Below are 569 nucleotides of genomic sequence, written 5' to 3'. Positions count from 1 at the left end.
TCACCCGGCTCGACGTCAACCTTCCAGTTGCCATCCTCATCCGTCACCGTACGGATGACCTCGTTGCCATCCTTATCGCGGATGATCACCGTAATGCCTTCGACACCCTCGGTCTCGTCCGGGTCTTCCTTGCCGTTGCCGTTGGTATCCACCCAGACCTTGTCGCCAAGCGTGCCCGGTGCTTCCGGCTCACAATCGCACGTTACGTCGGCCTTCTTCAAGCCAAGGTCGTAAGTGTCGTTGTACTCGTTCGGCTTCACCGTCACCTTGGACACCAGGCCGGACTCATCCGAACCCGGCACCTTGCCAGTGACTTCCCAACCGTCCGGCTGGATGAAACGAATGTCGTACTCAGCGTTCGGATTAAGACCCTCAATCTTCCAGTTGCCGTCCTTATCGGTCACGGCAGAACGCGTCGGCTCACCATCACGCGACACCAACACGACGACATTCTCGAGGCCCTCTTCACCCTCATCCTGCTTGCCATCACCATTAGCGTCATTCCAAACACGGTCACCAACAGAACCAGACGGCAGAATACCCAGGTCAATATCGTCACGCTTCTCACC

The 569-nt window shown here is 57.3% G+C and carries 1 protein-coding gene; it reads right to left on the bottom strand.

Features of this window, described 5'->3' with window-relative positions:
• Nucleotides 1-569 (bottom strand): SdrD B-like domain-containing protein (locus HMPREF2617_RS02245; RefSeq protein ID WP_246821677.1); only part of this gene is annotated, 569 nt, incomplete at both ends.

The organism is Corynebacterium sp. HMSC070H05, assembly GCF_001837615.1.
Taxonomy (GTDB): domain Bacteria; phylum Actinomycetota; class Actinomycetes; order Mycobacteriales; family Mycobacteriaceae; genus Corynebacterium; species Corynebacterium coyleae.
Note: the sequence above shows the minus strand (reverse complement) of the source record. Positions and strands in the feature narration are given on the sequence as shown.